Genomic DNA, 26,982 nt, shown 5'->3' on the forward strand with positions numbered 1-26,982 from the left:
GAGGAGCAGGGGAGAAATTTCTCCCCTTTTCTGTATGACCTGATACGCATGTCACTTTTGTAGTGGCGTGGCACACCTAATTGGGTAGATTAGCTTGGGTTCGTAGTAGGGAACCTTAGCCCTAATTTCTTATGTTTTCTGGGCGTAATGGTCGGGTAAAGTTTGAGGGTCGCCCCTCTCCCCTCCCCTGAGAACCGTACATGAGACTTCGCACTCATATTATATTTTTTTAACGCAGAGGTACGCAAAGGATGGTGCAGAGGTACGCAGAGAAATTTGCTGTATTTGGGTGAAAATTTTATACTGAAATTTCTCTGATGCTGATGTACTACAATTAGCTTAACGCCTTATCCAGTAATAGTGTGAACGATGATCGGTTAAAATCCTACTGGATACAATCTTCTGCTGTGATGGCTGAACCTCTTATCTGATAACACTTTTGTCACTAAGCTGAGAGTATATTACTGATATTGAATTATGGAAAGAATTGAAATTAAAGATTTTGTGGGAATTAAAGATATTACGCTAGATGTCAAACCCATTAATATTTTGATTGGTCCCCAAGCCAGCGGGAAGAGTGTCGTCGCCAAGTTACTCTTCTACTTCAAGAGCTTTATATCTGAAATCCTTAACGCAGCAGAACGATCAAAATATAAAAAAGAGCTTGATCAAGATTTCAAAAGCCGATTTTATGAATATTTCCCGTCATCATCCTGGGGAAACGCAAATTTTAGAATTTGTTATTATGTCGGTGAAGATTTTATTGAGATTTACCGAAAACGAAAAAACAAGAACAGCTCACCGGAAGTGGTACTTAACTATTCAGAATTCTTTAAAGATGAATTTGTTTATTTGAGAACTATCATTCAGAAACAAAATGAGAAAGCCGCTGAACAAGATATGCCAGTTAGTGTTCTCTCTCGTTTCAATATTATCTATGATATACAGCGATCATTTTTGCGTGATGTAGCCAAAAAAGTTCCTCAAGTTGTCACGTTCACACAATTATATATTCCAGCAGGTCGATCATTTTTTGCGAATCTAAAAAGTAGTATATTCACTTTTTTATCTGAGAACAAAGCTGTCGATCCATTTCTGGTTGAGTTCGGGAATTACTATGAAAGAGTAAAAAATCCGATTAGACTAGAAAGGTTGGGAAGAAGGAGCGATAATAAACAGTTAAATAAGGAAATAGCTATACTCAATACAAAAATTCTTTGCGGCAAGTATTTTCAAGAAGATGGGGAAGACTATCTGGAGATGGATGGAGGCAGAAAGATTAGTGTTTCAAATTCTTCTTCGGGACAGCAAGAAGTCTTGCCATTAGCTCTTATTCTTAGATCAATTGCATTGTCTAAACCCACCAAAATAGGGGGTCAATCAATATATATTGAGGAGCCAGAGGCACATATTTTTCCAGCCGCTCAGAGAGATATGGTGGAGCTAATTTCTACAGTCTATAACTCTGGGAAAGATAACTTACAGTTTTTCATTACAACTCATAGTCCTTATATATTAACGGCTTTCAATAATCTTATTCAAGCCGGATTCTTGGCGGCTAATGCTACTGAAGAAAAGAAAAAAGAAATAGCTCGTTATGTTCCGACATCCAGATTCCTTGATCCTAATGATCTGGCTGTCTATTCTTTAGCGGATGGTTATTGCCATTCCATTCTTGATCTTGAAACCGGATTAATAGATACGAATATTATTGATGACGTATCAAATGAACTAGCCATTCAGTTTGATCAACTCCTCGATATCAATCCATGAAAAATTTTGCCGGATGTGAAACAATCAAGAGTGATACCAATATTGTTGTGACTGATCCTGGAAGTCGAAATAAACGAAGTAAATTTCGACTGCATAATCCCAATCGGGCTACGATAAAAGTTGTTCAGGTAGATGATTGTGTGATTAAAGAAGGTATCAGATGCGACTATTTGCTCATATTGCCCAATGAAGAAGAGGTTTATATTGAGTTAAAAGGTTCTAATGTTCAGCATGCAGTGGAGCAAATTGAACGAGGGATTGAGTTGTTGTCCTGTAATTGTAAATCTCTCATTAAACTCTGCTTTATTTCAAGCACAAGATGTCCAATTAACTCAACGGAAATACAGAATCTAAAGAAAAAGTTTAAACAAAAATATAATGCTAAACTCTTTATAAAGAATGGAGAAATTTCCTATACTTATGAGGGGAATTCATAGCCGGGAAAAGGGCGCACGTCTATGCGCCCCTACGTCGCCTCAATCACCGGGTAGTGAATCCGAATCTGACGGCAATCCCGTTGCTGTGGTTAACACCGATGGGAACTATAAATACGTGGGTCGCTTGGTGGTTGACTTTGACGAGAACGGTGTGATTATTCCTGATAGCATCGACCTAGGAATACCTTAATTAAATCGGCAGATAATACGGTGTTAGCTATTCTCAATCAGGTGAATGCTGATAGTTTAACCCAGACTTATTTTACCGTGATCTAATCACCTTACTCATACTACTACCAAGTCCAAGCAAGATCCCCGACTTCTTCAAGAAGTCGGGGATCTGGGATAATGAGTTTGGTTGGGGAACAAGCGTCAACTCAACCTACAACCGATCCTCCGCCTTATTGGTAAGGCAATCGCGGGGGGAGATGTTAGCTGTTGGCGTTATTTCTGCCTTCTTGCACTAGGGACTCCTATACAGAATCATCCCACCAACTCTAGGATCATTAGGATCGACGGCTTGCCCACATATCAACCCTATAGACCACCGATATTCTCTATTAGAATCTATTGCTGGAGCATCGGTTGGCAACTCTAAACGATACGTACCCGGAGTTGTCGGTAGTGGCAGTTGTGTCTGATAAAAATAGTCTTCATCAGCATCTTTTAAGCTAAAAAATACTTGTTTAGCTCCGGTTTTGGGAAGATATACAGCAAAACTGGGACGTTTAACATCCGTTTCGCTATGGGTGGGCATTAACGAGGATAAGCTTTCATTGTCCATCAGTTCATCCCCCGGACAGGTTCCCCGAGATGCGCCACCAGTTGTATCGTATGGAGTGCCTTCTTTGGGCGGCTCAAATGTTACCCACAACTGGGTATTAATTGAGTCAGATTGTGCCATTAAATCCGGAACGACTAACACTTCCAAGGATAGAGCAATGCCGAATAGGGATAAAGATTTAACTACGTTCATGATTTCAATCCTCCTCGGATTTATGTTTTGTCGAATTGAGCAACCTCTGACCCCAAAATAATACGTTTTTGAACCCTGCTTTTTCTGATTAAGAATTACAGCCAGTTTCCCACTAAAACAAAAGGTGCCCAGTAATAGGGATGCTGATAGGCTTCTTGCTTTAATAATGATAACTGAGCTTGCCGCAGGGCTTCCGCTCGGTTGCCATCACCTTGGCGCAAATGGCGATAAAATTTAATCATGGTATCGGCAGTGGATTGGTCATTCACTGACCAAAGCGTAGCAATTGTACTGCGAGCGCCAGAACGCACCGCTAATCCAGCTAATCCTAAAGCGGCTCGTTTGTCTCCAGTCGCCGTTTGACAAGCACTGAGAACTAATAGTTCAATCGGTTCAGAATTGCTTTGTTCTCTCGTTTTAAGCAATTGAGATAAAGTATTGGCATTGAGGCGTTTATCCCAGGTAAGAATAAAGGTGTCTTTGGGTTGCGAACTAAACTGACCATGGGTGGCAAGATGGAGAATGTTAACAGAATGGTTTTTGAGTTCCTTTTCTATTTTGGCATGAGTAAAGGTTTCATTCAATAGAATCTCTGAAGGTAAATCATCACTAATTTCTTTAACTTCTTGCTTAACCGCCGGTAAGGGAAGAAACCCTTGACGGGCTTCCGTTAATCCTGCTGTTAAAGAAAATAGGGGAACTTGTTTGAGTGATCGCGGTTCAAGTAACTGCAATCCTGGTGTTAACGCTACACTGTATTTTTCAATCAAATACTGGTTGCCATCATAGAGGGCTGTCATGGGTATATTACGCAAAACGCCATCCAGAACAAAGACTAAGGTTTTAATCTGGTTACTGGCTAATTGATTGTCAATCGGGCGAATTAGCCAATCATAAACCGTTTGGGATAGCTTGAGCCGTTCTTTATTCGATAACGCCGGATTCATGGTTTGGCGTAAACGGCTGATTGTGGCTTCAATGTCTGGGGAAGATACATTGGTGTGGTAAGTCTGTAGAGGGTGTCCGGGTAAGGAAAGAATTACCGCTAAACGGTTGGGTAAAATAATTGGGTAAATCACCGCCGCTTTCGTATCACCTTTTTCGATGACGGTATCAATTTGTTCGGCTTGCGTTTCTAAACAGGCGGTGCGGAAAAAGTTTTCTAGTTCCGCTAGTTGTAGGGATTCAATCACAGTCCGGGCTTGTTGCAGATGTTCGGGTGAGGGAGAGTCTAATAAAAGACTAACGAGGTGACGATAAATGGGTTCGATTTCCTCTTGAAAGGAAAATCTCACATCTGCATTCATGGCAACCAGATCCCCCCGTAAGGATTGTACTGTATCAAATGCCTGTTTATTTGCCGCGATCGCGCTTTTTTTATCGCCCACCTTTGTCAGGATTTGTGCCAGTTGCCAGTCCCATTGATAGGATAAATCAGCAGCGTTGATACTCTGAGACAAAAATAGGGCTTGTTCGGTTAAATCTTGAGCTTGAGACCATTGTTGGGTTTTGTCGTATACTTTTCCGAGGATGCCTAAACTCAGCGATTCTGCCCGTTTATCATTTAAGCGTTTTGCCGCTTTCAGGGTATCGGCTAACTGTTGGGCGATAGTTTTATAATTGATTTCTTGAGGGTGCAAGTCGGCAGTTTCGACGAGTTCGATTAAACGTTCGGCATAGTTAACCTGGGCATAAATCGTCTCTCGACTCGGAGACAACTGGGACAAATTACGTTGAATTTGGGGAACTAATTCTTGGGCGTCGGTAAACTGTTCTAAATGAATTAGTAGCTTAAGTTGGTTGAGTTTTGCTTGGACTTGAGATAGAGGAGTCGTGGCGATTTCGGCGGCTTGTTGATAGTAGGCTAATGCGGCTGGCATTTCTGCAAAATTGCGGCTAATATTACCTAAACTTAGCAAAGCTGCACTGATATCGGGGGCAGAATTAAGGCGTTGTGCTACAGCTAAACTTTCTTGTAAAATAGTCTGGGCGGCTGGCAAATCACCGATAGCTTCCCAGACCCTACCCAGACTACGTAATCCAGTGGCTTTCATGATAGAATCCGGTTGGGTGGTTAGCTGTGGCTGTACCGATTCGAGAAGTTGCCGCGATCGCTGAACCATTCCCAAACTTTGCCATGCTTGAGCCTGATTAATTTTGCTCCCCAATACCCCCATCTGATCATCGGCTTGGGCGTAAACCGTTTCCGCCTGTTTCCAGGTGTCTAGCGCCGCCTGCGGTTGTCCCATTGCTAGTTGCAGACTCCCTTTGGTATTTAAAATGGGGGCTAGAATCGCGGGATTGGCTTGGGGTTGGAGTAAGTCAAGACTTTGCTTAATCGCCGCTTCTGCTTGTTGCCATTGTCCCCCGTCTTGATAGGCTAAGGATAAGTAATGTAACGCTAACGCCTGATTCATGCGATCGCCAGCTTTTTCATAATCCTTTACCGCCTCTTGCCAAGTCTTTATTGTATCAGCTAAATGTCCAGATTCCTCATTGATTTTACCTTGACTGACAAGGTTAGAAGTATCTATTTGTCTCCCCTCTCCTTGTAGGAGAGGGGTAGGGGGAGAGGTCAAAAAACGGTTAGAAGAATACTGTGCCGCGACAGGACGAACCGTCACCACCACGAAGCAAGTGACTAGGACTAATCCCCAGAAAAATAGTTGCTTTTTACTGCTTCTTCTTAACCGTTTCATAACCCCTCATTTACTCTAAGTCGTCAGCATCCGGGTCAATCCCCATTTCCCGTAATCGTGCAGCTAATTTTGCCGCTTTTTGTTCGGCTTGTTCCGCTCGTTGTCGTTCGTTTTCCGCTCGTTGCTGTTCCAATTCAGCCCGTTCTTCACCAATTAGTAAAAGATTGCCCTCACTATCCCACCAGCGCAGCCAGAGTTGGGTTTGATTTTGATACGTTCCCTGCCAAAGTCCGAGTTCGACTTCTAACGGTGGAATAGAATAATGACCCCGTTCATTAGGTTCTATCCGTTGATAGGAAAAATCTTGCAGATGATACACTTCTAATTTGCCATTTTTAATTTCGTAAATGGCATAGTAAGGAATGCGAATAATATGTCCATAAACCCAGAATTTACCCGGTTTCGTAGTTTTACCCTCAGCCGAAACTGATAAAGGTGTAGCATCCCGTTCCTCTTCTCCATTTCCACTAGGAAACTCAATCGCAATCGTTGGTGCCATGAATTCTCGCCATAAAACATAAGAACGGCGAATTTCTCCATTCAGCAGCGGCGGAACATTAGCAACATAGAACCAATCCGGTGCTTCAGCCCCTTTTTCTGGGGGGTCAGTTTCACGCCAGTAGATACCACAATCTTGTCCAATAGCATATTGACCATCAGGATGAAGTTGCCGTAAAACTGAGCCAATAGAATCGGTTAAAATAATGCTTTGAGGATGCGCCTGAAAATTTTTCACAAACGTACCATCTGATTCAGGAAGTTGAGTATGATCAGGAAATGCTGGGGGTAAATCAGTACGAGTTACTATTGTCATTTGTCATTCGTCCTTTGTCCGATCATTTCCAGTTATTTCCCCCATTCTATAAAATTATCTCCCCATCCTTCAATCACCTCTGCTACCTGAAGCGAAAACCTCTGCGTTCCTCTGCGTTAAAAAATATAATTGCAATCTCACCCATTAAATTTAATCTAAGTCATTTCTCCCCCCACAAGAAGACGATCCTTCCCAAAAATCCACCCTGTTACCTCCACTCGATTTAGCCGTCAGAATCACCGTACCATTTTCATCCACAATCCAACCTTCAGCTTCAATTATCTGCTTTTTAGGTGTCTCAGATGGCAGGTTTACAGCAGGTTTATTATCCAAAAACCCTGCCACATTTCGCCGATCTTGCCAAACCGAATTTCCTTGCAAATAGTCACGGGGATTATCGGGAATACCGCCGCGTCCGATAGCAGTAAAGCGATTCCCGGTATCAGCCGGACAACCCGCGATAATTTGATTCGACGGATCAGTAAAATTAAACGGTAATTCAGTTAAGCCGCGAGAGGGATCAACATTGGGAGTATTAATCGTAATTCTGCCATCAATGCCTAACTGAGAACTCGCTGTAATATCACTATTTGGGGTAAGTTTATCACTCACCTGTAAGCCAAAAAAGCCTTGTGTTGTTATGTCAATATCCCCCCCATCTCCCTCAAAAGCATTAGCCACAATATCACTATTTTCATCCAGAATCGCTATGATAAACTTAGCATCAATATTGATATCGCCACCATCTCCACCCGCCCCAGTTTGTCCGGCTGTAGTACTGATTAAACTATTATTTCGCATCAGTAATAAATCCGTTCCAGTGAGGATAATATTCCCCCCATTTCCGGATAGCGTCCCTGTACCAATTACAGCGCCATCCCGAAGTTTCACTTGCTCGGCATTAATGTACAAATCACCAGCCTTGGTATCACCAGAGGCTAAACTAAACGTGCCTATTCCTCCCTTCCCCCGTAATTCTATCTGAGTCACATCCAGGCTTAAGTTTCCGGCAGTTCCTGTACTTTTCGGGGCAGCCGAAGTAACAATTCCAGCACCATCTCGCACCACCAAATGATCGCTATTAATTGTAATATTTCCAGCATCTCCACTACCTTGAGTTCCAGAGGTTAAACCTGTGACCAAATTAGTCAACTCTAAAAGGCTATTTAGGTCAGTTGGAGCAACAGCCGCACCGGGTTGATTGCCAATAATTTTTATCGATTCAGCGTTGATGATTAAATCCCCAGCATCACCACTGCTATAAGGTTGGGCGGCGGTAGAAATTCCTGTTCCTATTCCTGACTGAATTTTGGTATTTTGAATCAGTAATTGGCGAGTATTTAGGGTTAAATCTCCAGCATCACCCAACCCATACGTAAGAGAACCTAAGCTACCGTCATCCAGCAGGTTGACTGAAGCCGCATTAATTCTCACATTGCCCGCCTGTCCACCATTTGCAAAGGTAGCTGTCGCAATATTCGATTCATCTTCCAAGATAATCGATTCTGCACTAACCTGAATATTACCTCCTGATCCGGAAACACTCCCAGATGGGGTGTTGGGTTGAAAAAATTGATCGAGTTCTCCAATATCACCAGTCGGTGAGCCAATAATTTCGATAATATTAGTGATATTATTGATATCATTTATACTAGCTGCAATTGTATTAATATCCGAGTTATCGTCAGCACGAATTGAATCAGCGCTAACCTCAATATTACCTCCTTGTCCAGAACCAACCGTAACGCTGAAAATTTTCGACCCACCACTCAACACCAGAGACGGGGCTGAGAGTTCAATATCACCGCCTTTTCCTAAACTGCTGACGCTAGCAATGATTGAATTATCGATGGTTAGGGTTGCGCCACTTGTTAGGGAAATACGACCCCCAATTAGTCCATTAGCATAAATATCACTCACAGCAATATCACCAACAGATTGGAGTAAGATATCACCGGCTTTTCCAACTAAGGAACTGGTATTTATTGAACCAACAGTAATATCCCCAGATAAGGAGGGATTGGGCTGATACTGATTAGTTAAAAATACAGTTCCTCCTGAGTTCAGAATATCGCCAATGGTAATATTAGCACTGGTGGGACTTTCCAGGGGATTGGGGAACGGCGGGACAATAATTCCATCCGATGGAATTCCATTGATAACTGGAATCCCAAAAGCGGTAGTTCCAGCCCGGATATCCAGGGTGGGTTGATTTTTCCCATCAATTAATATGGATGTGCCATCAGATAGAGTAACATTTTCAACAATGCCATTTTCGGCATCGACGTTATTGATCAAAACACCACCCGGAATCGTTACACTTCCGCCCGCAAAAATATGCAGTGAAGCGCCTTGATAAGCCCCCATTAAAACATCCCCACGGCTGCGAATCACCGGATCATGGGGACTCCTCAGAGTTCCCAGATTCCCATCAAGCTGTTCGATGCGAAACTCGCCTCCACTCCAGAAATGGGCATCCCCTTGCACAGGATTAACTGAACGGAATACCATATCCCCATTGGCGAAAACACCACTATCCGGATGATTCAGGGCAAAAATATCAATTGTGCGATCGCCTTGTACCTGCATATTTCCGCCAGCCTTAGCGATGAACGGATTTACCAGACTGTCTCGAATATTTATAGTATGATTAGCGTGCAGAGTAAGATTATCCCCAGCGATAAGCTGACCTTGTAAATTAAGAGTATTAGCCGCTAGAGTAAGATTCCCTCCCACCGATAAATTTCCCGCATTGGTAATCGTTGCCGATTCACTCGTCAAATAATTAAAAAAGAATACCCCTGGCTGAATCGATAAGAGTGTACTTTCTTCAGGTTCTGTTGCCCGAAATAATCCCTGTTCACCCAGGCGAATCCCATCCGCCGTACTCGCCATAAATGAACCTGTTACATCTAACCTAACGTCTTTACCAAAAATAATTCCATTAGGATTAATTAAGTATAAACTTGCCGCCCCTTCCACACCGAGAGTGCCAAAAATATTGGATAGATTCGTTCCCGTGACACGAGTGAGAATATGGTCAACCTCCCCAGGATTAGTAAAGTAAACCTGCTGTCCGGGATCAACATTGAACTCCTGGAAACTGTGGAACAGATTACTCCCTCGTCTTGCCCCCCCTTGAATCAAATCCCGCGCCTCTTGGGGAACAACGATTGAATTTTCTGCACCTAACGTATCATCAGGAATCAGTTGGGCATTAATCTTTGCCGCATAAAAAATATGACTGGATACAAGTCCAAAACAGCAGAACCATTTTAATGCTTTTTGACTGTTTAGCTTGAGCGGTAGAGAGTTAAGAATGACTGGATTCATCAGTTGAACTGGATTTGAGACAAAAAATCCGGTAAAATTCATTGACAAGAGGTTAAACCCAATGATTCGGTTCTTTTTCTCTATACAGTCCCGTTGTAACCATACCCGTACTCTTTTGGAGGAAGATTAAATTTTTTATAAAATTAAAAACGGCATGTTACCTGTGTGCTGTCATGCATTTAAATTGGGAATGGGTAGCGAGCAAGATGCAAAGCCTGCGGCATGGCTTCGCTAAAGCCTGCGGCATGGCTTCGCTAAACGCACTACAAGGATTTCGCCCTTATTGATATTAAGGTTTAAATGCCGAACAGCTTATGTCAATCTAGCCTATTACATCTCTACTTATGGCAGCGTTGCAGATAGATTTTAGCGGTTTTATCCTCAGGCACAAACTCTAGACACCGTTGAAATAATTTAGCCGCCTTACTAAACTCTCGTTGCGAATAAAGGCATAACGCTTGTTCAAACATTGTCTTTGTTTTCAGCTTCCGTTGACGAACGGGAGGCGGATCAGCATCAAACACATCAAACACCGACACGGTTTGGGATTTACCTTTAACCTTGACCCGACCAATGATACGAAACGAATAGTTAGAAGGGTCACGCAAATGGTCAAAGGTGTAATGTGAAATCAGCAGCGATACCCCATACTCTTTGGTCAAATGTTCCAAGCGAGAGGCTAAATTCACAGCATCACTCAGCACCGTACTATTAATATGGGTTTTACCGCCCACTGTCCCCAACATCATCAAGCCAGTATTAATCCCAATTCCGATTTCGATAGGACATTCTCCGGCTTTTTGTCGCTCTTGATTATAGCATTTTAAGTGTTGCAGCATATCAATTGCTGCCTTGACCGCATCATCGGCACTGCCACTAAATAACGCCATAATTGCATCACCAATGTATTTATCAATGAAGCCTTGATTCTGGATAATGGCAGGTTCCATATAGGAAAGATAACGATTGATGAAGTTAAAGGTTTCTTGCGGCTTCATCGCCTCTGATAGACTCGTAAAGTTGCGAATATCCGCAAAAAGGACTGACATATTTTGCTGAGATTGATCGCCTAATTTAACATCACAAATACTGTCTTTTTTTAGTAATTGCAAGAATTGCCGGGGGACAAACTGGGAGAACGATTGATTCAACTGGAAAAGTTCTCTAGTAAACGCTTCACGCTCGACTTGCGCTTGCTTCCGTTCGCTAATATCTTCAATAAATCCCTGATAGTAAAGAACATTTCCTTGATCATCACAAACCGATCGCGCATGTTCACAAATCCAAATAATGCTACCGTTCCGGCGATAAACTTGCGACTCAAAGCCGACAACTTCTCCTTGTTGTTCCATTAGTTGAATAAAGTAATCTCGCCGCTTCGGGTCAACATAAAGCTGAGTTTTTATATTAGTAATACTGGTAATTAGTTCCTCTGGAGACTTATACCCATAAATCTTTGCCAATGCGGGATTTGCACTGCGATAGCGTCCATCAAGAGTGGTCTGAAAAATACCTTCTAGGGCATTTTCAAAGATACGGCGATATTTCTGTTGCGCTTCCTGCTGTAACCGCCGACTCTGATAATCGGCAGTGATAAAGGCTGAACCCGTCAAGGCGAGTAGTGAGGGAATTACAGGTAACCACCATCCTGCCAAAAATAAGAGATACGTGCCAATTAAACTACAACCACTTGCTAATACAATATAAATGCCTAGGGCAAGTAATTGAAGTAAGGTTTTGGGATTCAACCATTTATTCTTTAGCCAAACTAAACTTCCGGCTGCACCCAGAAACGACCAACACAAAACCAGTACCCCTTCGACTGGATTGGCTAAGACTTTAATCAAGGGGCGTCCATCAATGGCACTACTGATAATTTGACTGGTTAAATTCGCGTGAATAACAACAGCAGCGGCGCGACGGGGAGGAGCAAATATTGTGCTATCATAAGGGGTAAAAAATAAATCGTTTGTACTTTGGGCTTTAGACCCAATTAAGATTATGCGATCGCGGATTTTTTCCGGCGGAACGCGATCGGCTAAAACATCCCTTAAGGAAACGGTATCAAAGCTGTCTGAAACACCGCGATAATTTAAGAGAATCTGATACCCTCCCGCATCTACATCCACGTACCCCCCATCATGAGTCTGGAAAGGCGTAAAGATAGTTTTCCCCAAGCGATAACGCTGCTGATTAGCATTAATCTCCTCTAAGGTAATCTCCTCAGCCCTTAAATACTGTAACGCTAAACGGGCGGCTAAACTTAATTGCAACTCATCATTTTCCTGTTTAATCGACAATAACCCTCGGCGAATCTTGCCATCCGCATCCACCATCAGATCCGCCAAAGCAACTCGGTTTAAAGCGTCCAGAGTGGGTGGAGAAGCCACGCGATCGCCCACTCGTTTTTCTACCCCAATTAAATTCGGCGTAGACTGCATCACCTCCACCCATTGCTGATGTCCCGGTTCTACAGGTAAATCTCGATACAGATTTAAACCAATCACTCGTGGTTCAGCCGCTTTCAGCGTAGTAATTAAATCAGCCAAAACCCCATCCGGAATGGGCCACCGCCCCACCTGATTAATATCCGTTTCATCAATCGTGACTAAGAGAATACGAGAATCTGGGGATTCCTGAGGGCGCAGCCGAAAATATTGATCCAGAGTAGCCCATTCCAATAGCTGAAATAAACCCGCCGCATTCAGGGCAAGGATAATCAACGTCACACTCGGTGCGATTAATAATACTCCTTGCCACTGCTTAATCCAGGTTTTCAGCTTTGAACCCATCAGATATCTCCCGTCTGATATCTCCCGTCTGAATTCCTTCATCTCCAACTGCTAACTCCAACATAGCGATTGGAGGTAACATGTTACCATTACTATCAAGCTCTTTGGTGAAAATTCCGGTAAACTAAATAACTTAATCTAAACTGAGAGACCATTGATTGCAAAACCATTAATTCTCTGTAGGGTGGGTTAGGCGGTCATTTAATCGATGAAACGAACTGCTGTATTCCCTAGTGCGTAACCCCGAAAAAATAATGTTAATTTGTTATATAAATTAATGTAATATTATTCTTTAATAATTTTAAATTACGCTAGCACTAGCGGTAAAAAATGATAGAGGACAAGGATTGGCTTAACACACCTTAATATCTTAGAATAGAAAATAGAACCCTTGAAAATAGTGATAAAATGTTCAACTTGATCAACTCCCTCCTCGGACGTCATCCCGAACGCATCAACGCTAACGTGGAAATTTACACCTGGCAAACTTGCCCCTTTTGTATTCGTGCCAAGATATTACTGTGGTGGAAAGGCGTTAACTTCACAGAGTATAAAATCGACGACGATGGAAGTGCCAGAATGAAAATGGCAGAACGAGCAAACGGACGGCGAACCGTTCCCCAGATTTTTATTAACAACCAGCATATCGGTGGCTGTGATGATCTCTACAGTTTAGATAGTCAGGGAAAGTTAGATCCTTTATTATATCAGCCGGCTCAAGCGTGAAACCGTGTAGAGACATAGCTTAATACGTCTCTATTTTGAATGTGTAGGGGCGGGTTTCACTAAGCTGTTCGGCATTTAAACCTTAATATCAATAACGGCGAAAGCCTTGTAGTGCGAGCATCTTGCTCGCTACTAATACCCAATTTAAATGCATGACAGCTTACTATCATTTCTGACATCACCCATAAGTAACTAAACCCGCCCTGACTGCCTGCAAGCAGGGGATATTTTAACGGGTCAGCTGTTTCTCCCCCTGCTGCACTAATGAGATCCTTCATTCCGCTGTCGCTTCATTCAGAATGACAAATGACAAATGACAAATGACAATCAACAATCCGACAAATTAAGACAAAGCTGTACATAGTCAACCCCGGCATCAACATCAGCCTTATTTTTTGCCTCTTTTGAACAAGCATCAAGTCGTTGATGAGACTTCTCTAACACCTCACAACTATGCGCCAACCACTGCTGAAATACCTCAAACCGCCCATCCGAGGGATGAAGCACCTGATAGACACGCACGCGATTTAAACGTTTACTTTCACGACCAATACATTGAAGTCCATAGCCAACTTTATCTAACAAACGCCGGACAATCCGAATCGGTGTCGCATTTCGCGCCAATCCCATCCCCAACGTGGTTTTAATCGACGCCCGATTCGATAATGCCAATCGCGCCATCGCCTGCAAATCCTCATCTGTCCCTCTTAACTCACGCCCCCGATCCGTTAACAAAACGGGAACCCCCAAAAGTTCCATTGTCCCTACCGCCGCCCCCAATTGAGAACGATTAAAATCGGGCAAGAAAATACTTCCACCGCCTAACTCAATCAATTTACGTGCCATCACTGCATCCCGTTGCGCTAAATGATCTCGCCCTAAGGTGAGAAAATAATGCAGCAATAGCTTTTGATACCAACCCTCATCATCCTTAGCCACCAGTTGGGCAGTTACGGGAATTCGATAACGCTGCTTTAACTCATATTTGCGAATCGCCCGTCGTTGGGCAAGGGTTTTCACTAATCGTTTTTGCCCAGTATGATATTGATGATCACTCAGATTTTTAGCCCGCGCGATCGCTAAACATTCTGCTTGATAATTTTGGTCTTTCACCGCCGCGATCGCAGCCGTCAGCGAATCGGCTTCAATCTTTCCCTGTGTCTGGGAAACAGAGCACACACTACCCCCTCCCCCCATCTCCTCAGCCTCAACCACCTGATGCCCTTCCCCGCGCAGCGCCGCCAGTACCGATTCCCGATACTGAAACATCGACGCATTATGCCTTACCGCCATTCTTGCCCAACACAACAGCGATTCCGCTTGAAAACTCGTCTCAATATCATCCAGGGCATCAAAATCGGATTGTTGTAATAATCGAATATTAAGCTGAGTCAAACGGCGTCCCGATGTCAACAAAGCGGGAATCGACGTAGAACCATTTCCCACCCGATTAAACCCACAAGGCGCTACCCACAGAAACCGAGGCAAATTTTGCCGCACTCGCCCCAACGCCTGACGCACCGAGTTTTCACTTTGTACCCCAATTGCAATTCCCCAAACCGAGGTGAAATGTCCCTGCAACTCAATACTGACACCCGTTTCAATCACCGGACTTGCCAGAACAATATCATACTGACTCAACACCCCATCCAAATCACGCATACAGCCATACGCCGGATGAGTCGGTTCAGTCAGAGATTCCGAATCAATGCGGAGAATCTTCGCCTCAGGAAATCGAGAACGTAGATAGGCTTCCAACGTACAGGTTCCCCACTGACTCCCCCGTTTCTGGGCGGAAAGGCAGACAAAGGGTTTCCCTCCGGCTGCAATGTGTCGTTCCAAATCCTGAATCAAGCGTTCTGGCTTACGTTCTGGATAATAGTTTACCCGCCAGGATTCAGCCTCGCTGGGTTTCCAGGTGTTGTGAATAATATAAGGATGTTGGGGAACCCCCGATAAAGAAATCAAGTAATCGATAGAAATATCACTCAAATCCGCATCCGCCACATAAACTTGTCCCTCATCTCCCAAAACATTCTGCATCAATGTCTTCAGAGATTTCAGAATCGCTACTCGGTTACTACTGCAAGTATCCGAATCCAACCCATGCCAAAGAACCTGTTCCACTTCATCAATAATTACCACGCCATCTGACCAGTTCACCGCCTCAAAGCCAGCCTGAGAGGTAGGATGGAGAGAGTCAACGCAGAGACCATAGCCTAACCTAGCACCCGTTTCTGTATCCTGTATCTGAGTGACATAGTTCAAGCCAAAGCGCTGACATAACGCCTCCACGAGTCGCACCCGATGACCAATCACCAAAACCCATTTCTGCTGCTTAATTGCCTCTTGAACAATTGTTTCTAACCACTGAGTTTTCCCTGTCCCTTTGGGGGATTTAATTCCAATCAACTTGGCATCCTCAGGAATCGATAATTCCCCTAAATAGCGACGATTTATCTGTATCGTGGGCGGATACGTCAGCCCGGTTAAGGATTGGGCTTTCCAGGTATCTAGGGGGACAGCCGTTTGATAGGCTTGGTCAAATACTGTTTGAGTATGGTTGGCAATTAAGTCATCAACCCCTTTCCCTTGGTCTGGATGCCAACTGATTATCTTGACAGAACATCCCTTTTGGGTTAATAAATATCCCAACTGACGAATAGCGGCATTAACAGCTTTGATGGTACTGGGTTTAGTGTCTTGGTCGAAGGCAATATAAATCGTTCTCCCCGGCGTTGCTAATTTGAGTAACTGGGGGATTAGGCGAGACTTGCCGATACGATTTCCTTGTTCATCTCTAGGGACACGATAGCCACCAAATACACCAGGGAGGGCAATTGCCCCATAGCCGGCAGTGAGTAAAGCCCCCGCTTTCTTGGCGCCCTCAGTAATACACAACGGAATTTCGGGATGGGCGATAAGCCACTGCCAAAATTCGCCGGAGACATTTTGAGTTTGTAGGGGCGGGTTTAGGGACTCGCCTGGGGCGATTGATGATAACGTTTGTCCAAAACCCGCCCTGACCGAATGTTCATCCTTGGCGACTATCAAGGGCATGGTTTGTAGGAGCGGGTTTAGGGACTCGCCTGGGGCGATTGATGGTAACGTTTGTCCAAAACCCGCCCTGACCGAATGTTCACCCTTGGCGACTATCAAGGGCATGGTTTGTAGGGGCGGGTTTAGGGACTCGCCTGGGGCGATTGATGGTAACGTTTGTCCAAAACCCGCCCTGACCGAATGTTCACCCTTGGCGACTATCAAGGGCATGGTTTGTAGGAGCGGGTTTAGGGACTCGCCTGGGGCGATTGATGGTAACGTTTGTCCAAAACCCGCCCTGACCGAATGTTCACCCTTGGCGACTATCAAGGGCATGGTTTGTAGGGGCGGGTTTAGGGACTCGCCTGGGGCGATTGATGATAACGTTTGTCCAAAACCCGCCCTGACCGAATGTTCATCCTTGGCGACTATCAAGGGCATGGTTTGTAGGGGCGGGTTTAGGGACTCGCCTTGGGTGATTGATGATAACGTTTGTCCAAAACCCGCCCTGACCGAATGTTCACCCTTGGCGACTATCAAGGGCATGGTTTGTAGGGGCGGGTTTAGGGACTCGCCTGGGGCGATTGATGGTAACGTTTGTCCAAAACCCGCCCTGACCGAATGTTCATCCTTGGCGACTATCAAGGGCATGGTTTGTAGGGGCGGGTTTAGGGACTCGCCTGGGGCGATTGATGGTAACGTTTGTCCAAAACCCGCCCTGACCGAATGTTCATCCTTGGCGACTATCAAGGGCATGGTTTGTAGGGGCGGGTTTAGGGACTCGCCTGGGGCGATTGATGGTAACGTTTGTCCAAAACCCGCCCTGACCGAATGTTCACCCTTGGCGACTAGCGAGGGCATGGTTTGTAGGGGCGGGTTTAGGGACTCGCCTGGGGTGATTGATGGTAACGTTTGTCCAAAACCCGCCCTGACCGATGTGTCAGCGAGGTTTTCACGATTGTCGATGACGTGATGAAACCCACCCCCAGACACATCAAATGGAAGCGTCAGGTTATAGCGATTAGCAATATCCTGCCACAGATGTAGGGGGACACGCAAAGCAAAAACACCTGTGGGGGCTAGGGGCGGATGTTCGTATTTAATCGGTTTTCCCGTCTGAGTATTGCGCCGAGGAGAACTAGGCTTGAAACAACCCCAAAGGTCATCATTACCCGTGAGTACGTCAATTCCGGAACACCACCATCCTCCTTGTTCCGTATGTTCGTAGCGCTTGAGGATGCGGTGACTGACCCGACCATCATTCCGTCGTGGTAAGGTATCCGCGTAGAATAAATAGTTCGATGGGCAAGTGCCAGTTAAAGGGATAACGTTTAGGCGCGTGAGTTGGTCATCGATACAGCTATTGTTCCATTCTTGCAGATAATTCACGGGATTTGAGATTAAGGGGTTCATACGCAAAACTACACTACATCTAGTAGTCAAACTGGATGGCTTAGGAAAGGAACACTAATTATAGGGCTTGTTGACCAATGCTTGAAGCGTCATGTGAAAAAGTGGCGGTGCAGGGGTGCGGGGAGTATAGCGCTACGCGCTGGGCAATGGGCAATGGGCAGAAACCAGATCCCCGACTTCTAAATCTAGTTCATTGGTGAGAATCAGGGTTTCAACGAAGAAGTCGGGGATCTACCGGGAGTTGGCAAGAATTGTGGCTTTAAGTTGACACGGATGCACCGACGTGCGTCCCTACGGTTTCCGGTTGAGTTAAATTCAGGACTAATTGAATTCAGGATAATTGAGGTATAGCGCTACGCGCCAGGGAATAGGCAATAGGCAACACCTCGACCCTTCGACAGGCTCAGGGCATCGCTTACCTCGACTTACTTCGGACTTCGGCGTGAGCGCTCAGTCGAACGCTTCGCTCAGTAACACGCTCGGTAACACGCTCGGTGTGGAATATGCAATAGTGAAGACAAATCCTTACCTTACAAAGGATTGAGCGATTTTAATTTTTCTTGATATGTTCTAACCTTAGTGTGTAGTGCTATAACTCTCAGAAAACATTAAAAATTTAGAACAAAAACCATGGATCATTAATGTAAACTCTGACTAAGCCTAAATTGGGTCCTTTAAACTCCTCAATAAAACCGAATTTTAGTTTAAATGAGAATGCGACAATAAAAATCAGCAACCTAACCCTAGGTCGATAAATGACTAAATGGTTAATTAGTCTAGCTAGCACTAGCATTTTAGGAACTTTAACCTTTGCCGCAGCTAGTCATCCTATACCTGCATTTAATGATTTATCAACTCACCAAGCAATTATTTGTGCTAATTGCAAACGGGTGGTTTTACCAACTCAAAAACCGCTACTTTTTAAACCTACAGGAGATTTAACCTTGAATTCAACAACGACAAATAGTAATAAAGAGCCTCGACCTTCCCCGCACAATTTTCTGACCCGTTCTGAATGTCGAGGCAGTTCTCGCAGACAGGAGAAACAAGACTATTCAATTTTAGATTTTCGCTTTTGGATTACCGAAGAAGCCTGTAAGGTGGGCAATTTTTATCAAGATTATTACTCCTAATTCACCGGACTCACTTTAGCCCGATACAATAATTTATCACCTTGCCGATAGCCAACGTAACGAACTCGCACCAGCTCTCCGGGTTGAACGGTTCCCGACATTAATTGGTGCCATTGGGGATCATAAGTCAATTCATCACCAACTGAAGCGATCGCTTCTATGCCCCATTGTTGCAGAAGCTGTTCCACTGGCTTGATTAGAGGCAATAATCGGATGGCGGGTAACTGGTTATTCTGAGTTACAGCATAAGCGGCTGTGGGCCACTGTAATAACCATGATTCTAATACCTGCACACTCGATTGCTGAAATTCCTGTAGCAGGGTTTCGCGTTGTTCGGCGAATTGCTGTTGTAGTCGGTGGTATTCCTGCTTGAGGTTGTCGAGGCTTTCTGGTGCGGGAATCTCCGGAGTGAATGAAGTGCGATCGCGCGACGGCGTCATCGGAGAGATTGATTCGGGTGAAAATAAGGTGAGCAATTGATCGACCGATATTTGCAATACCTGCGATAATTTCAGCAGCGTCTCTACCCGCATTTGCGATACTTGTCCTTGTCGCAGACGTTTCATTTGTCGTTCAGACACACCACTGACGCGACTCAGTTGGCGAAAACTGGACACATCCACCTGATGCATGAGGTATTGTAACTGTTGGGTGTAATTCGGGGCAGACTGATTCTTATGGCTAGATGCGGACATGAGTATGACTGATCGGGAATTGTTATAGTATTTTGATCATGATAGTGTGTTTCAAGACTTGTCCTTTCAGGACGACTTTTAAACGCATGGTGCTGAAGTTCAGCATTGGGTTTTTTAGGTGAGAATGCACTAACCAGTCAATTTCTGCACCAGAAAACGCTCTCAGCGAACCTTGTACTCTGCCATCAGGACTGCTAAACTGTTGCAGCGATTGGCTGGCGGGTTCTAGATACAACTCGAATCGATCGCCTAATTTCTGATGCAGTTCCCCCAATATCGCCCAAAGGGTATCAAATACAGTTGAGTTATCTGTGTTTTGTGGATTCATAGTCTTTAAATTTCTCTAGTGAAACCTGTTTGATCAGTAGATCTACGGATACTGATTCAACTAACCCCTTAATTTGGATAAAATCACGGTGTTTGTTCCTCCAAGTCTCCGCCTATCCTAGTGATGCAATAAATCGTTGGCGTTCACCACCTGCCACTTTTTTATTCCAAGGGGGACACATCCATGACGGTAAACTGGAAAGCATTGCTGGCAAAAACAACGGTATGGTTAGCGGCTGAGATATTGCTCAATCTTCTAGGACTCGATAATCTAGCTGATTACAGCGAGTTTATTTTTGGGCGACAACTCACAGATTTATCCCAGCCAGAACTGTCCCAGTTGATGCTGTTTACCCCGTCCTCAACGGGAGAGGATAATCCTATGTCTTGGGTGAGTTAATCTTAATGACAAAATTTCTCTTAACGGATGAGGCAATTTTGAATTCCTCTGAATCGGCAAGTCCTCCACTGTCTTAATGAAGTAGCTATGACCGATAATGATATTACACCCTTCCGGAAGCTCTACGGGAACTGACTTCAGTTCCATGGCTGTCTCCTCATGGGCTACCTACCCTACACTACAGCTTTTATTGTCATCGGTCAGGGGTCACGGATCACGGGTTATGCTGCCGCTTCTTTACAAAACTCAACATCTTTTTTGCAAATAGGGGGTGACACCCCTCACCCCCAATGGCTATAATTATGCTTAGTAGATGCACCCTGATAATCTAGAGAGTTGCTTAGGTGACTCTCTTTTTTTTGTCCTTTGTCATACTCGAAGAGCGCGAGAAGCAAGCTACGTCCCTTGTCCTTGGCAAATCAGGAGGAACCGATCTCGACATTCATTGAGTAGAGGGCGACCCGATCCAATTGAGTGGAATGGAGTTTTGAATTAGTGCAAGCGGGTTGCCCCTACACGGAACAGGTGTTTCGGATCATTCATTCATAACGATCGCAATCAGGGAAAATTCTTAACGCATTCGTCTCGCCGCGATCGCAAGTCGTCTCAGCTTGATCAAACTGACGGTAATGCAGAGTCCAGTTAATCGCCAGTAGGTTAAAGCCGTTACCCGCCAATAAGGATCACCCTGATCTAGACGTTGGCGACGATCCAGTAAAATATCATGTAGCCAATCTTGGTATTCCTCCCACTCTTGAGGTGCTTTTGTGGCAAGGGTTTGAGCAATCCAGTCAGCCAATTGAACATCCCCTTTAATCATAGGAGAAGCATCGGTTTTAACTGATCGCCTAGTGATCCGGCGATGTTGTCGGTAAGCTAGAAAACTCACGGTGAAGCTGAGGATCACTAACCCGATACTTAATCCTAATGCGACATAGCTGGGTAATCCTAGCCAGAAAAGCGCGATCGCTCCTCCACCGATAGCAATGTAAACGGTAAATTCAACAGCCAGATAAATCAACGCTTTGGCGATCGCTCGCCCACCACGCCGGATCAAACGTATTATCTGCGAAACGGTGCGGCGGCGGTGACGGTTTCGGTGCATCATATTAGAGTTCTCCCAGTGCAGGTTGCAAATGCTGTAAGGCGGTGAGGAATTGTTGCTTTTTCTCCAAGGCTTGCAAGCCAGAACCTGTGATTTTGTAATAACGTCGGCGTGCGCCTGTGGTTTCCTCCGGCGCTTCATCACCCCAGCGAGAGGTAACGAATCCTCGCTTTTCCAGTTTTCGCAAGGTGGGGTAAAGGGAACTGAAGCCAATGGTGCGTTCACCGTTGCTAGCTTGCGCGATCGCACTCATAATCTCCAATCCATAGCGTTCTCGATACATCAGCGCATTCAGGATCGACTCTTCGATCAGCGTCAGATTCAGCGTGTCGTCTTTGTTGCGAGTAGCCATCTAGTCATCCATACTATATTCATAATTTAATTATATATTCACTTTTTGAATATAGGGTGAGTGCGCCGTTCGTAGTAGGCGCTTCAGCGCCTCTATAGTTAGCGCCGTCTATAATAAAGCCAGCTTTCATAAACGCGATCGCGGTTCGTTCGTAGTAGGCGCTGGATTCGCCTCTATAGTTAGCATTGAGTTTTATGGATGAAACCCAAAACGCATAAAGGTCAATTAACAGTTTGGAAAGACGAAGAAGGGTTTGGCTTTATCAAACCCGATCATGGCGATCAAAACGTTTTTCTGCATATCACTGGATTAAAGAATCCTAATCGCCGTCCCCAAGTCGGTGACATTATCCGTTATCAATTAACTATTGGCAAGAAAGGAAAACTTCGTGCTAGTCATGCTGTCATCGAAGGAACGGCATCTCAGCATAGTTCTAAACAGTTAGCCAAAACCTCTGTTAAAAGAAATCGATCGAAAAAGAGAACACAATCGTCTTCATTAGTCTGGGAAGTTTTGTTTTTATCTCTATTTCCGATCAGCGGTTCGGTTCACTTGGCATCAATAACATCAAATTTAATTCCTCTCCTGCTGTATTTGATCATGAGTGGGTTAACCTTTGTCCTTTATGCTCACGATAAGTCCCGTGCTAGAACCGGAGAATCGAGGATACCTGAGAAAACATTACATTTGTGCGAACTAGCAGGTGGATGGTTAGGCGCATTCATTGCTCAACGCACCCTACGCCACAAAAGCAGCAAAAATTCTTACCAAGTCGTATTTTGGGCAATTGTGGCTTTTCATATCATGTTTTGGAGCGCTTGGCTGTTCAAACATTTATTTAATTGAGTGGACAAAGGGACAAAAAACATGAAACTGGAATAGTAAATAAATACAAGTGTTTTTAGGTTATGCTACTGAATGATATAATTGTCCAACTATATACTGAGACTGATTCAGGTGAGTAAACACGTAAAAAGTTAAATAGTTTGCCATGAAAGTCCAATCTATCGAATTGAAGTATTTCAAGAAATTTAGGGATTCTACCTTTGATTTTACGGATTCTGAAACGGGTTTGGCACGAGATATTATTGTCCTAATTGGCATGAATGGTACGGGGAAAACCAGTCTTTTACAGGCAATTGCGGCGACGCTGGGAGTAGCAACTGGGCGATTAGAAAAACTTACTGATTTAGATTGGGTAGGATTTAATCATGAATTGCTAGGAAATAACTGGGGTCGATTTGAGCCAGAGGTAACTCTAAAGGTACAATTTTCAGCTCAAGAACTCCATGCTGTTCAGGAGTTCCATCAAAAATTACAAGAAATGGGTCGTCATTTACCCGTTCCTCCAGCAGAGGATTACCTAGCAACTTTGAGATGGCAAGGTGAGCGAGTCCAAGCAGATACGGCGGCTCAATTGTTCCAATTTAAAGGACGAGACTATGCTAAACAAGTACTCCGATCTGAAGGCTTCTATGTGTTTGAGCGAGTGGGTACAGTCTTCTGGTATACCGAACAAAGAACCTCAACAAGTTTAACCAGTGAAGATCCCGATCAAAAACTTGAAATAACTGAAAACATTTTACGCGATCGCCTATCAAAATGGCGGCAATTCCACCAAGACGTTGAAACAGGTAGAATTAAGCAACTACGTCCAGGACAAAAAGATGTGTATGCTGAAATTGAACGAGCTTACCAGAAGGTTTTTCCCGAACGTAGTTTTGAAGGTCCGGTTCCTCGTGAGAATATTGATGACATCCTGAGTGAACCTTGGTTTTATCTCCACGATAGCAAAAACCAGTATGAAATTTCAGAAATGTCTGGGGGAGAGCGGGCTATTTTTCCCATATTAATGGACTTTGCAAATTGGAATATTCATAATTCAGTCATTTTGATTGATGAACTGGAATTACATTTACATCCGCCAATGCAACAAGCATTGCTGAGAACTTTACCTAAATTGGGTAAAAACAATCAATTCATTATCACAACTCACTCTGATTATGTCGAGCAATTAGTACCTGAAGCACATATTATTCGATTAGGAGTGTAATTGTGAGTGTCGTTGATAAGGTTATTTTCTGTGAGGGAAAACAAACCAGTTTAGATATCAAACTTATAGAGCGCGTTTTAGCAGAACAACCTGGACAGCGACTAACAATTGTGTCGGCTGGTGGGAAGTTTACATTTTCGGTTTTTGCTCAAGGTTACTTTTTTCCTGATGAAGCTGTAAATAAACGATATATAATTTTTAGGGATAGAGATTTTGATGTTCAGCCAACCTCAGAGGTTAAATTGCTAAAACTGGGACAACGCTGTTTTTTAACTCATCGTGCTTGTATTGAAAATTATCTTTTAGATGCTGATTTAATTCATAATTATTGGCAGACTAAATTTGCCGAGAAATCGGAAAATCCTTTATCAAAGTGGGGACATGGCGATTCAGTGGGAATTGAGACAATTACAGCATGGATTGATAGGTCAGCAAGAACGTTGCAAGATTATCAAGCGGTACGATGGGCATTGGCTGATGTAGCGAAGCCGAGTGTGGCGCGATCGCAGCTTGAAACAACTTGGACAAAAGGTAGTGGTAAACTTCCGACTTCTTTAGATTTACAAAGCTGTCAAGCTAAAGCAAAAGAATTAATTCAGACGTTTAGAGAGGCTGTTGATCAAGTCACCCAAGACAGATTTGAAGCAAGTTTAGGTATCTATCATGCTAAGTTTAGCCAAGACGAATTTTGGCAACAGAAGCAGTACATGATCTGGTTCCATGGCAAAGATTTGCAAAAAGCGATGCAGCAGCAAGAATCTCAATACATCTCTTTAAAAAACTTTTTTGCTTGGGCAATTGAGCAACTTGATATTACTCAATATCCTGATTTGATGGAATTACGAACAAAAATTGAGAACTTATAGCGTTGTCTTAATACGGGACTTGTGACTTCTGGGAAAAACATCAATCATAATTTCCGCCCAGTCCAGGATTTTGCTAGACTTCAGATGACTTAGTTGGCATTCGTATCTCCAGCCATGACAGCGACTCCAGTACCATCCCAATCCCTCAGCGCGATCGCACAAGCCACTCGCCAAGCGGCGCGACAGTTGGCGGTTATGTCCACTGATACCAAAAATCAAGCCATTGAAGCGATCGCGAAATCCTTAGAAATCGCCACACCGGATATCTTGGCGGCGAATATCGCAGATTGTCAAGCCGCAGAAGCAGAGAGTATCCCTAAACCCCTGTACAATCGCCTCAAGCTGGATGAGACGAAACTAAACGCCGCGATCGCGGGAGTGCGGGATGTAGGGAAGTTGACTGATCCCATTGGCGCAATCCAAATTCATCGGGAACTCGATGATGGATTAGTTCTCAAGCGCGTCACTTGTCCCCTGGGAGTCTTAGGCGTTATCTTTGAAGCACGTCCCGATGCGGTGATGCAAATTAGTTCCCTGGCGGTAAAATCGGGGAATGGGGTGATTCTCAAAGGGGGGAAGGAAGCGGTTCGATCCTGTGAAGCGATTGTTAAGGCGATTCACAAAGGATTATCCACAAGTTCAGTTGATCCGGCGGTAGTGCAACTCTTGACGACTAGAGAGGAGACAATGGCGCTATTGCAGTTGGATGACTACATTGATTTAATTATTCCCAGAGGATCGAATTCCTTTGTTCGCTTCGTTCAAGATAATACCCGAATTCCGGTATTGGGTCATGCTGATGGGATATGTCATGGTTATATTGATCGCGCGGCTGACTTGCAAAAAGCGGTGGAGATTACCGTTGATGCGAAAACCCAGTATCCGGCGGTGTGTAACGCCATAGAAACATTACTGGTGCATCGTGCGATCGCGCCGAGTTTCCTTCCCCTAGCAGCAAAAGCCTTAAAAGAACGGCTGGTAGAACTTCGTGGCGATGAAGCAACCTGTCAAATGATTGACTGTTCAGCCGCCACAGATGCAGATTGGTCTACAGAATACAATGATTTAACTCTATCGATTAAAATAGTCGATTCCTTAGAAGACGCCATTAACCATATCAATCATTATGGTTCTGGGCATACCGATGTTATTGTTACCGAAGATTCCGACATTGCCCAGATATTCCTCAATCAAGTCGATGGCGCGAATGTGTTCCACAACTGTTCGACTCGGTTTGCAGATGGGTTCCGCTATGGGTTTGGCGCGGAAGTGGGAATTAGTACAAATAAATTACCGCCCCGTGGTCCTGTAGGATTGGAGGGATTGGTGACGTATAAGTATCAAATGACAGGTCAAGGTCAGGTGGTTGCGAGTTATAGTGGCAAGGATGCTAAATCCTTTACCCATAAGGATTTGGATTGAAGGAAACCTAAACCTAATCAGTGTTTCATCTTTAAAGCAACAGAAACGCGATCGCAATGGCAATCACCACAGTCAAATGGACAATAGACGAGTATCACCGCATGATTGCGGCGGGGATTTTAGAGGATCGGCGTGTGGAACTACTCCAAGGAGAAATTGTCGAGATGTCACCAGAAGGAGAACCCCACGCCTACTTCAGTAGTGAAGCTGGGGAATATCTGATGCGGCGGTTAAGCGATCGCGCGATGGTTCGGTTAGCCAAGCCGATTACACTCCCAAACAACTCTGAACCTGAACCCGATATCGCCATTGTGCAACGATTGGGACGTGAATATCTAGACCATCACCCTTATCCAGACAACATTTTTTGGCTAATTGAGTATTCAGAGTCCAGTTTAGAGAAAGATTTAGAGATAAAACTTAAAATTTATGCCCAAGTTGGTATTTCTGAATACTGGGTCGTTAACCTAAAAAGAAGACAACTTATTGTATTTCGAGATCCCCAAGATGGAGAATACGCTTCCCGATCTACCTTAACTGGAGGGATAATTTATCCCCTAGCGTTTGCTGATATCAGTATATCCGTCGATTCTATTGTCAGTATGTAAATAATGTATAACCTAGTTT

Annotated in this window: 22 protein-coding genes; 11 read left to right on the top strand and 11 right to left on the bottom strand. The window is 44.2% G+C overall.

Annotated features, from left to right (window positions below):
- The first annotated feature begins 477 nt into the window (after positions 1 to 477).
- Genes MC7420_RS09955 through MC7420_RS09965 form a run of 3 tightly spaced genes read left to right on the top strand, consistent with a single transcriptional unit; the run spans position 478 to position 2,400 of the window.
- On the top strand, positions 478 to 1,773 hold the full coding sequence (locus MC7420_RS09955; RefSeq protein ID WP_006100057.1) for an AAA family ATPase: 1,296 nt from the start codon (positions 478 to 480) through the stop codon (positions 1,771 to 1,773).
- Positions 1,770 to 2,210 carry a hypothetical protein gene (locus tag MC7420_RS09960; RefSeq protein WP_044206229.1) on the top strand — a complete coding sequence of 147 codons (441 nt, stop codon included), beginning with the start codon at positions 1,770 to 1,772 and terminating at the stop codon, positions 2,208 to 2,210. Before MC7420_RS09955 ends, MC7420_RS09960 begins: the two co-directional genes overlap by 4 nt.
- A complete protein-coding gene (locus tag MC7420_RS09965) occupies positions 2,194 to 2,400 on the top strand; it encodes a hypothetical protein (RefSeq protein ID WP_006100033.1) in 207 nt (68 codons plus the stop codon). Before MC7420_RS09960 ends, MC7420_RS09965 begins: the two co-directional genes overlap by 17 nt.
- 273 nt (positions 2,401 to 2,673) lie before the next feature.
- Here the strand turns inward: MC7420_RS09965 and MC7420_RS09970 are convergent, their stop codons facing one another.
- The 5 genes from MC7420_RS09970 to MC7420_RS09990 all read right to left on the bottom strand — a co-directional run bounded on the left by MC7420_RS09970 (position 2,674) and on the right by MC7420_RS09990 (position 12,824).
- A complete protein-coding gene (locus MC7420_RS09970; protein WP_006100209.1) occupies positions 2,674 to 3,186 on the bottom strand; it encodes a DUF928 domain-containing protein in 513 nt (170 codons plus the stop codon).
- Between the two features lie 95 nt (positions 3,187 to 3,281).
- Complete coding sequence (locus MC7420_RS09975) at positions 3,282 to 5,885, bottom strand: CHAT domain-containing protein (RefSeq protein ID WP_006100106.1); 2,604 nt, start codon at positions 5,883 to 5,885, stop codon at positions 3,282 to 3,284.
- Positions 5,886 to 5,895: 10 nt separating this feature from the next.
- On the bottom strand, positions 5,896 to 6,699 hold the full coding sequence (locus MC7420_RS09980; protein ID WP_006100040.1) for a Uma2 family endonuclease: 804 nt from the start codon (positions 6,697 to 6,699) through the stop codon (positions 5,896 to 5,898).
- Positions 6,700 to 6,849: 150 nt separating this feature from the next.
- Positions 6,850 to 10,074 (bottom strand): beta strand repeat-containing protein, encoded by a 3,225-nt coding sequence (locus MC7420_RS35030; protein WP_006100194.1) that lies wholly within the window; start codon positions 10,072 to 10,074, stop codon positions 6,850 to 6,852.
- A 296-nt stretch (positions 10,075 to 10,370) separates the two neighbouring features.
- Positions 10,371 to 12,824 carry a CHASE2 domain-containing protein gene (locus MC7420_RS09990; protein WP_006100258.1) on the bottom strand — a complete coding sequence of 818 codons (2,454 nt, stop codon included), beginning with the start codon at positions 12,822 to 12,824 and terminating at the stop codon, positions 10,371 to 10,373.
- Positions 12,825 to 13,232: 408 nt separating this feature from the next.
- On the opposite strand from MC7420_RS09990, the gene grxC reads away from it, so the two are divergent.
- Complete coding sequence (gene grxC / locus MC7420_RS09995) at positions 13,233 to 13,550, top strand: glutaredoxin 3 (protein ID WP_006100052.1); 318 nt, start codon at positions 13,233 to 13,235, stop codon at positions 13,548 to 13,550.
- A 327-nt stretch (positions 13,551 to 13,877) separates the two neighbouring features.
- On the opposite strand, the gene MC7420_RS10000 is transcribed toward grxC, so the two are convergent.
- Entirely contained in the window at positions 13,878 to 17,978 is a 4,101-nt protein-coding gene (locus MC7420_RS10000) for a plasmid replication protein, CyRepA1 family (protein ID WP_006100259.1), read from the bottom strand.
- A 779-nt stretch (positions 17,979 to 18,757) separates the two neighbouring features.
- Between MC7420_RS10000 and MC7420_RS10005 the strand changes: the two genes are divergently transcribed.
- Positions 18,758 to 19,135, top strand: a complete 378-nt coding sequence (locus MC7420_RS10005; RefSeq protein ID WP_044206232.1) for a hypothetical protein — start codon at positions 18,758 to 18,760, stop codon at positions 19,133 to 19,135.
- On the opposite strand, the gene MC7420_RS10010 is transcribed toward MC7420_RS10005, so the two are convergent.
- Together MC7420_RS10010 and MC7420_RS10015 are read right to left on the bottom strand one after the other, a co-directional pair.
- Positions 19,132 to 19,830 carry a helix-turn-helix domain-containing protein gene (locus MC7420_RS10010; RefSeq protein ID WP_044206234.1) on the bottom strand — a complete coding sequence of 233 codons (699 nt, stop codon included), beginning with the start codon at positions 19,828 to 19,830 and terminating at the stop codon, positions 19,132 to 19,134. The genes MC7420_RS10005 and MC7420_RS10010 overlap by 4 nt on opposite strands.
- 22 nt (positions 19,831 to 19,852) lie before the next feature.
- Entirely contained in the window at positions 19,853 to 20,158 is a 306-nt protein-coding gene (locus MC7420_RS10015; RefSeq protein ID WP_006100370.1) for a hypothetical protein, read from the bottom strand.
- Positions 20,159 to 20,341: 183 nt separating this feature from the next.
- On the opposite strand from MC7420_RS10015, the gene MC7420_RS10020 reads away from it, so the two are divergent.
- On the top strand, positions 20,342 to 20,557 hold the full coding sequence (locus MC7420_RS10020; protein ID WP_006100134.1) for a hypothetical protein: 216 nt from the start codon (positions 20,342 to 20,344) through the stop codon (positions 20,555 to 20,557).
- On the opposite strand, the gene MC7420_RS44055 is transcribed toward MC7420_RS10020, so the two are convergent.
- The 3 genes from MC7420_RS44055 to MC7420_RS10030 form a co-directional block, all read right to left on the bottom strand.
- The gene (locus MC7420_RS44055) at positions 20,519 to 20,704 is read right to left on the bottom strand and encodes an adenosine-specific kinase (RefSeq protein ID WP_071777207.1); all 186 of its coding nucleotides are present in this window, start codon (positions 20,702 to 20,704) and stop codon (positions 20,519 to 20,521) included. The two genes, MC7420_RS10020 and MC7420_RS44055, sit on opposite strands and share 39 nt — an antisense overlap.
- A 424-nt stretch (positions 20,705 to 21,128) precedes the next feature.
- The gene (locus MC7420_RS10025) at positions 21,129 to 21,665 is read right to left on the bottom strand and encodes a hypothetical protein (protein ID WP_006100219.1); all 537 of its coding nucleotides are present in this window, start codon (positions 21,663 to 21,665) and stop codon (positions 21,129 to 21,131) included.
- Position 21,666: 1 nt separating this feature from the next.
- Positions 21,667 to 22,014: a PadR family transcriptional regulator gene (locus MC7420_RS10030; protein WP_006100165.1), complete on the bottom strand. Its 348-nt coding sequence runs from the start codon at positions 22,012 to 22,014 to the stop codon at positions 21,667 to 21,669.
- A gap of 198 nt (positions 22,015 to 22,212) precedes the next feature.
- Between MC7420_RS10030 and MC7420_RS10035 the strand changes: the two genes are divergently transcribed.
- From MC7420_RS10035 to MC7420_RS10055, 5 genes are all read left to right on the top strand, one after another.
- Positions 22,213 to 22,860 carry a DUF1294 domain-containing protein gene (locus tag MC7420_RS10035; protein ID WP_006100010.1) on the top strand — a complete coding sequence of 216 codons (648 nt, stop codon included), beginning with the start codon at positions 22,213 to 22,215 and terminating at the stop codon, positions 22,858 to 22,860.
- A 145-nt stretch (positions 22,861 to 23,005) separates the two neighbouring features.
- Positions 23,006 to 24,067: an AAA family ATPase gene (locus tag MC7420_RS10040; RefSeq protein ID WP_006100112.1), complete on the top strand. Its 1,062-nt coding sequence runs from the start codon at positions 23,006 to 23,008 to the stop codon at positions 24,065 to 24,067.
- A 2-nt stretch (positions 24,068 to 24,069) separates the two neighbouring features.
- A complete protein-coding gene (locus tag MC7420_RS10045; protein ID WP_006099990.1) occupies positions 24,070 to 24,933 on the top strand; it encodes a DUF4435 domain-containing protein in 864 nt (287 codons plus the stop codon).
- Positions 24,934 to 25,047: 114 nt separating this feature from the next.
- Entirely contained in the window at positions 25,048 to 26,355 is a 1,308-nt protein-coding gene (locus tag MC7420_RS10050) for a glutamate-5-semialdehyde dehydrogenase (protein ID WP_006100167.1), read from the top strand.
- A gap of 56 nt (positions 26,356 to 26,411) precedes the next feature.
- Positions 26,412 to 26,963 carry a Uma2 family endonuclease gene (locus MC7420_RS10055; protein WP_006100036.1) on the top strand — a complete coding sequence of 184 codons (552 nt, stop codon included), beginning with the start codon at positions 26,412 to 26,414 and terminating at the stop codon, positions 26,961 to 26,963.
- The last annotated feature ends 19 nt before the right edge of the window (positions 26,964 to 26,982 follow it).

Origin of the sequence: Coleofasciculus chthonoplastes PCC 7420 (assembly GCF_000155555.1) — a bacterium.
Classification (GTDB): Bacteria; Cyanobacteriota; Cyanobacteriia; order Cyanobacteriales; family Coleofasciculaceae; genus Coleofasciculus; species Coleofasciculus chthonoplastes_A.